Annotated in this window: 5 protein-coding genes, 2 tRNA genes and 2 rRNA genes (1 of these 9 cut by a window edge); 4 read left to right on the plus strand and 5 right to left on the minus strand. The window is 37.1% G+C overall.

Translation table 11 applies throughout. The annotated features are described in order from the left end of the window. Positions 1–104 precede the first annotated feature (104 nt). A tRNA-Pro gene (locus tag ACYQ1T_RS04925) sits at positions 105–180 on the plus strand. Between the two features lie 46 nt (positions 181–226). Here ACYQ1T_RS04925 and ACYQ1T_RS04930 read toward each other — a convergent pair. Further along, on the minus strand, positions 227–355 hold the full coding sequence (locus tag ACYQ1T_RS04930) for a hypothetical protein (protein WP_459832487.1): 129 nt from the start codon (positions 353–355) through the stop codon (positions 227–229). 113 nt (positions 356–468) lie between these two features. Between ACYQ1T_RS04930 and ACYQ1T_RS04935 the strand changes: the two genes are divergently transcribed. Both ACYQ1T_RS04935 and ACYQ1T_RS04940 read left to right on the plus strand, forming a co-directional pair. Then, positions 469–1,818, plus strand: a complete 1,350-nt coding sequence (locus tag ACYQ1T_RS04935) for a [Fe-Fe] hydrogenase large subunit C-terminal domain-containing protein (RefSeq protein ID WP_459832490.1) — start codon at positions 469–471, stop codon at positions 1,816–1,818. 178 nt (positions 1,819–1,996) lie between these two features. Next, positions 1,997–2,653 carry an HAD family hydrolase gene (locus ACYQ1T_RS04940; RefSeq protein WP_459832493.1) on the plus strand — a complete coding sequence of 219 codons (657 nt, stop codon included), beginning with the start codon at positions 1,997–1,999 and terminating at the stop codon, positions 2,651–2,653. Between the two features lie 92 nt (positions 2,654–2,745). Here the strand turns inward: ACYQ1T_RS04940 and ACYQ1T_RS04945 are convergent, their stop codons facing one another. Next, a complete protein-coding gene (locus ACYQ1T_RS04945; RefSeq protein ID WP_459832496.1) occupies positions 2,746–3,492 on the minus strand; it encodes a peptidylprolyl isomerase in 747 nt (248 codons plus the stop codon). 173 nt (positions 3,493–3,665) lie between these two features. Between ACYQ1T_RS04945 and bcp the strand changes: the two genes are divergently transcribed. Beyond that, on the plus strand, positions 3,666–4,118 hold the full coding sequence (bcp, locus tag ACYQ1T_RS04950) for a thioredoxin-dependent thiol peroxidase (protein ID WP_459832498.1): 453 nt from the start codon (positions 3,666–3,668) through the stop codon (positions 4,116–4,118). 56 nt (positions 4,119–4,174) lie between these two features. On the opposite strand, the gene ACYQ1T_RS04955 is transcribed toward bcp, so the two are convergent. The 3 genes from ACYQ1T_RS04955 to ACYQ1T_RS04965 form a co-directional block, all read right to left on the minus strand. After that, positions 4,175–4,250, minus strand: a tRNA-Phe gene (locus ACYQ1T_RS04955). A gap of 5 nt (positions 4,251–4,255) precedes the next feature. After that, a 5S ribosomal RNA gene (gene rrf / locus ACYQ1T_RS04960) occupies positions 4,256–4,372 on the minus strand. A 200-nt stretch (positions 4,373–4,572) separates the two neighbouring features. After that, positions 4,573–7,259: ribosomal RNA gene (locus tag ACYQ1T_RS04965) — 23S ribosomal RNA — on the minus strand; it runs 219 nt beyond the window's last position.

Raw genomic sequence — 7,259 nt, forward strand, 5'->3', positions numbered from 1 at the left:
CTTTATCTTATTATATATTAGAGCACTTTTCAAATTTATTCAATATTTTATTCTATTTATATATTGACATAACTACAATTCCCTAATATAATATTAATGTACTTCGGGGTGTGGCGCAGATGGGAGCGCGCGTGGTTTGGGACCATGAGGTCGCAGGTTCAATCCCTGTCACCCCGACCAAAAAGCTAGGCATAATGCCTAGCTTTTTTATTATTAAAATTTAACACTACTCTTTATACTCACTACTTAAATATTCTTTTGGTTCCCTAAATTTCTCTTCCATACCAATAATTTTACAAAGCCATAATACTATTGGTATTATAGCAATATAAATACACAAACTTAATACTTGCATAAATATGTTCTCCTTTAGAAATTTTAGATTTAAGTAATATTATTTATGAAAATATTTATAATAACTATATATAAATATAAAAATTAACTTATATTTTATGGGAGGTATAAAAAATGAATGCACAGTACAGTGAAATTTTCAAAGACCTTATAAAATCCTATTACAGTGGAAACTTTAATTCTACTCTTAATGACATAATTCAAAAATCAGATTCTACTCCAGAGGAAACCTTTAATATTATAACCACACTCTGCGGAGTTGATGTAAAATATGATGAAAATTATATATACAATCTAAAAAAGGCTATTACATCATATAAAGTAAATAAAAAAATTGTTCAAAAACTAGATCATTGTTCTGGCGATTGCTCTTTAGATTCTAATGGAAAGTCCAAATGTCAAGCTATATGTCCATTTGATGCAATTTTAAAAAATGATTCAGAAAATACTAGATATATCGATAGTGATTTATGCATGGACTGTGGACTTTGTGTTGAAGCTTGCGAAAATGGTTTTATAGTGGATAAAGTAGAATTCTTACCTATACTTGAACTAATTAATAATAATAAGAAGGTAATAGCTACTGTTGCTCCTGCCATAAGTGGTCAATTTGGAGAAAATGTATCTATGGACCAAATAAGAGCAGCACTAATTAAAATCGGATTTACTGATATGATAGAAGTAGCCTTCGCAGCTGATATGCTTACTATAAAGGAAGCTGTTGAATTCAATAAGCATGTAAACTCATCTGAAGATTTAATGATAACATCCTGTTGCTGTCCTATGTGGGTTGGTATGCTAAAAAAAGTTTATAAAACACTTGTTAAAGATCTTTCACCATCAGTATCACCTATGATTGCTGCCGGAAGAGTAATTAAAAAGCTTAATAGCGATACAAAAGTTGTATTTATAGGACCCTGTATTGCAAAAAAAGCTGAGGCTAAAGATAAAGATTTAATAGGCACTATAGATTTTGTCCTAACATTTGAAGAATTAAAAAATATTTTTGATGCTTTAGATATAAACCCTGCTGAACTTGAGGGAATTCCATCAATAGAATATGCTTCAAAGGGTGGAAGATTATATGCTAGAACTGGTGGTGTGTCAATTGCAGTTTCTGAGGCACTTGAAGAAATATATCCTGATAAAGCTAAACTTTTAACTGCAGTTCAGGCAGAAGGAGTAAAGTATTGCAAAGAAATCTTACAAAAAGCTCAAGATGGCAATTTAAATGCTAATTTCATAGAAGGAATGGGTTGCATTGGTGGTTGTGTTGGTGGTCCTAAAGCTTTAATTCCTAAAGAACAAGGAAAATTAGCTGTTGATGATTTTGCTTATCAATCCGCTATAAAAGTCGCTACACACAGCAATACTTTAGATAATATTTTAGAAAAACTTGATATTACTTCACTAAAGGATTTTGAAGATCCTAAAAAAATAGAAATTTTAGAACGAGAATTCTAATATCTATCCACTACATTTATGTAGTGGATTTATTTTTTTATATTATCTAATATTTAACTAAAACACATAATTACTAAATCTTCCATATTGTTATACTATTATAGTATCCCAATTTCGTTGATTATTTTTTCTATTTATTATACTATTATTTTAAATATATACAACAGGGGGAGCATTTATGAATAATATAACCGCAGCAATATTTGACTTAGATGGAACATTAGTAGACTCAATGTGGGTATGGGAGAAGATAGATATAGAATATTTAAGCCAAAAAGGATATACAGTTCCTAAAAATATAAATGAAGAAATTACTCACTTAAGCTTCTTAGAAACAGCCAAATATTTCAAAAATAGATTTAATTTAGAAGATTCTCTAGAGGAAATTATGGATACATGGAATAGAATGGCATTTGATTATTATTCTAATACTATTAAATTAAAAACTGGTGCTTTTGAATTCCTAAATAAACTAAAAGAAAACAATATAAAAATAGCTTTAGCAACAAGTAATTCTGTACCTCTATTAGAAGCTACATTAAAAAATAATGGAATATTTGATTTATTTGATGCCATAACAACAACTGATGAAGCTAATAAACCTAAAAACTATCCAGATATATATCTACTATCTGCAAATAAACTTAGCGTTAAACCTGAAAACTGTGTTGTATTCGAAGATATAGTACAAGCCATAAATGGAGCTAAAGCTGCTGGAATGAAAGTTGTAGCTGTTTATGATAAAGCTTCTGAATCTCAAAAAGATGAAATTACATTATTAGCTGATAAATATATTAATAGCTATTCTGAATTAATGTACAGCTTTACTCATTAATAAAAAACTAATAAAAAGGTAAAGAGGCTATATCTTTCTGCGATATAACCTCTTAGTAAAGTATATAGGTTTGGTAATCTTAAATCTATATACTATGCTCTGTTAACTCCATACTTAGCTTCTAATTCTTTAACTACATCTAAGTACTTTCTTTGTTGCATTTCTTGAGCTAATTGACTTATTATTTGATTTTTAACATCTTCAAATGTTGAAACTACTTCATCATTTTTAGCTTCTACTTTTATTAAGTGATATCCAAATTGTGTTTGTACTGCTTCGCTTACTGCTCCTATTTCTAATTCAAATGCTGCTTCTTCAAATTCTGGAACCATCATTCCTCTTCCAAAAGCACCTAAATTACCACCTTGATCTTTTGATGGACAGCTTGAGTTCTTCATAGCTGCTTCTTCAAAAGTTAACTTTCCTTCTATTATGTCTTTTCTAATTTCATTACACTTTTCTTCTGAATCCACCAATATATGTTTAGCTGATACAGTTGGTTGTTGTACAAACATATTTTTATTTTCATTATAATAATCTAGTGCATCTTTATCTGTCACTGTAACTTCTGATAATACTTTATTTATTGTTAATTGAGTTAATATATCCTTTTCTGCTTGCATAACATTTTCTTTATATTCGCTAGTTTCTTTTATATTTAACTCTTCACCCATTTTATTCATTAATTCGAATGCTATTGCTTGTTCTAATAATTGTTTCTTAGCTTCTTCTGTTTCAAAATATCCTCTTCTGTCTTCTGGATATCTCATTATTATCTTTTGTAAATCTGATTCCTTAATTTCTTTTCCTGCTATAGTAGCTAAAATTTTATCTTGCATTTAAAAATCTCCTTTTTTATAATGTTTTCTAATCTTTATTATATCAGAATTCTATATAAAATATATTAAATTTAAAATTTTATATAAATATTTAATTGCTAGAATTTTTATTTCTTGATAATAATAATTATTAGTATTATAATTAAATAAAAACTTTAAGGAGGTTACGTTTAGTGGAAATAGGTAAAATATCTCCAGATTTCTCTTTAATGGGATCTGACGGAAAAGAACATAAACTAAGTGATTACAGAGGAAAAAAAGTTGTATTATACTTCTATCCAAAAGATAATACTCCAGGTTGCACAACAGAAGCTTGTGATTTTAGAGATAATACTACAATTATAGAAGATTTAAATGCAGTTGTTATTGGTATAAGCAAAGATAACTTAACTTCTCATAATAAATTTATAACTAAATTTAATTTACCATTTATTCTTTTAAGTGATGAAGAAAAAATAGTTTGTGAATTATATGATGTTATTAAAGAAAAAAATATGTATGGAAAAAAAGTTCTTGGAATTGAGAGAAGTACTTTTATAATTAATGAAAAAGGTATTCTTATAAAAGAATTTAGAAAAGTTAAGGTTAAAGGCCACGTAGAATCTGTAATAGAAGAACTTCGTTAACAAGCTCTTCTATTTCTTAAAAACAAAAAGCACTAACATATGTTAGTGCTTTTTCCTGGTGGCTCGACCAGGAATCGAACCAGGGACACGAGGATTTTCAGTCCTCTGCTCTACCGACTGAGCTATCGAGCCACATGACCTAGCGACGTTCTACTCTCCCACACAGTCACCCGTGCAGTACCATCGACGCTGTAGAGCTTAACTGTCCTGTTCGGAATGGGAAGGAGTGTTTCCTCTACGCCATCATCACTAGATGGTTTGAGATTCTAAATCTCTGATTTAGCTATCGAAACCACTCAGCTTTGCTGAGTTTCCTTCATATAAATCTTTGATTTAGTTTCTTCTTTTTAATTTTCAGAGTTTGTTCTCTGAAAATTGCACATGAATGAGAGCCAAAATTCTTTGATTTTATTTCTCGAATTTACTCAGCTATGCTGAGTTTTCTTCTTTTTTATTGGTCAAGCCCTCGACCTATTAGTATCAGTCAGCTAAATATGTTACCACACTTACACCTCTGACCTATCAACCTTGTGTTCTTCAAGGGGTCTTACTAGCTTATGCTATGGGAAATCTCATCTTGAGGGGGGCTTCACGCTTAGATGCTTTCAGCGTTTATCCCTTCCCGACTTAGCTACCCAGCTATGCTCTTGGCAGAACAACTGGTGCACCAGAGGTCAGTCCATCCCGGTCCTCTCGTACTAAGGACAGCTCCTCTCAAATTTCCTACGCCCGCGACGGATAGGGACCGAACTGTCTCACGACGTTCTGAACCCAGCTCGCGTGCCGCTTTAATGGGCGAACAGCCCAACCCTTGGGACCTACTACAGCCCCAGGATGCGACGAGCCGACATCGAGGTGCCAAACCTCCCCGTCGATGTGGACTCTTGGGGGAGATCAGCCTGTTATCCCCGAGGTAGCTTTTATCCGTTGAGCGATGGCCCTCCCACGAGGTACCACCGGATCACTAAGCCCGACTTTCGTCCCTGCTCCACTTGTAGGTGTCGCAGTCAGGCTCCCTTCTGCCTTTGCACTCTTCGAACGATTTCCGACCGTTCTGAGGGAACCTTTGGGCGCCTCCGTTACTTTTTAGGAGGCGACCGCCCCAGTCAAACTGCCCACCTAACAATGTCCCGTCACCAGATTCATGGCGTCCGGTTAGAACCCCAATACTGTCAGGGTGGTATCCCAAGGTTGACTCCACCAAGGCTGACGCCCTAGTTTCTCAGTCTCCCACCTATCCTGTACAGACAATATCGGAATTCAATGCTAAGCTACAGTAAAGCTCTACGGGGTCTTTCCGTCCAATCGCGGGTAGCGAGCATCTTCACTCGCACTACAACTTCGCCGGATTTGCAGTTGAGACAGTGCCCAAGTCATTACGCCATTCGTGCGGGTCAGAACTTACCTGACAAGGAATTTCGCTACCTTAGGACCGTTATAGTTACGGCCGCCGTTTACTGGGGCTTAAGTTCACACCTTCGCTTGCGCTAAGTGTTCCCCTTAACCTTCCAGCACCGGGCAGGCGTCAGCCCCTATACATCAGCTTACGCTTTAGCAGAGACCTGTGTTTTTGCTAAACAGTTGCTTGGGCCTATTCTCTGCGGCCTACTCTCGTAGGCACCCCTTCTCGCGAACTTACGGGGTCAATTTGCCTAGTTCCTTAACTGCAATTCTTCCGATGGCCTTAGGATTCTCTCCTCACCTACCTGTGTCGGTTTGCGGTACGGGCACTATTTCTCTCTCTAGATGCTTTTCTTGGAAGCATGGAATCAGATACTTCGGTCACTTGGACCTTCCCCATCACGCCTCAGAATTGTTAAAGCGGATTTGCCTACCTTAACTTCCTAAACGCTTAGACTAGCATTTCCAATCGCTAGCACATCCTATCCTTCTCCGTCACACCATCGATAATAACGATAATAGTGGTATCGGAATATCAACCGATTGTCCATCACCTACGCCTTTCGGCCTCGGCTTAGGTCCCGACTAACCCTGGGCGGACGAGCCTTCCCCAGGAAACCTTAGGTTTTCGGCCTGTAAGATTCTCACTTACATCTCGCTACTAATGCCAACATTCTCACTCGTAATCAGTCCACCGCTCCTTACGGTACGACTTCAGCCCGATTACGACGCTCCTCTACCGCTGAAGTAAACTTCAGCCCGTAGCTTCGGTGGTAAGTTTGAGCCCCGGACATTTTCGGCGCAGGATCTCTCGACTAGTGAGCTATTACGCACTCTTTCAATGAGTGGCTGCTTCTAAGCCAACATCCTAGTTGTCTTAGAAATCCCACATCCTTTTCCACTTAACTTACACTTTGGGACCTTAGCTGACGATCTGGGCTTTTTCCCTTTTGACCACGGATCTTATCATTCGTAGTCTGACTGCCGGACTCATAGTATATGGCATTCGGAGTTTGATAAGGTTCGGTAAGCGATATGCCCCCTAGCCCATTCAGTGCTCTACCTCCATTACTCATATCCGACGCTAGCCCTAAAGCTATTTCGAGGAGAACCAGCTATCTCCGAGTTCGATTGGAATTTCTCCGCTATCCACAGCTCATCCCATGCTTTTTCAACAGCAACGTGGTTCGGTCCTCCACGGGGTTTTACCCCCGCTTCAACCTGGCCATGGATAGGTCACCCGGTTTCGGGTCTACGGCATGCAACTAGTCGCCCTATTAAGACTCGGTTTCCCTTCGGCTCCGTACCTTAAGTACTTAACCTTGCTACATACCGTAACTCGTTGGCTCGTTCTACAAAAAGCACGTCATCACCCTCATATGGGGCTTTGACCGGTTGTAGGCACACGGTTTCAGGTTCTATTTCACTCCCCTCCCGGGGTTCTTTTCACCTTTCCCTCACGGTACTGCTTCACTATCGGTCATCAGGTAGTATTTAGCCTTGGGAGGTGGTCCTCCCTGCTTCCCACAAGGTTTCACGTGTCTCGTGGTACTCTGGATCAGAACTTAGTGATTATAACTTTTATCTACGTGGCTATTACACTCTACGGCTTAACTTTCCAGTTATCTTCGATTAATTATAATTTCCCGTTAATGTTCTGTCCGCAACCCCAGAGATAAATCTCTGGTTTGGGCTCTTTCCCTTTCGCTCGCCGCTACTAAGAAAATCGATTTTTCTTTC

Source organism: Clostridium carnis, assembly GCF_054657435.1.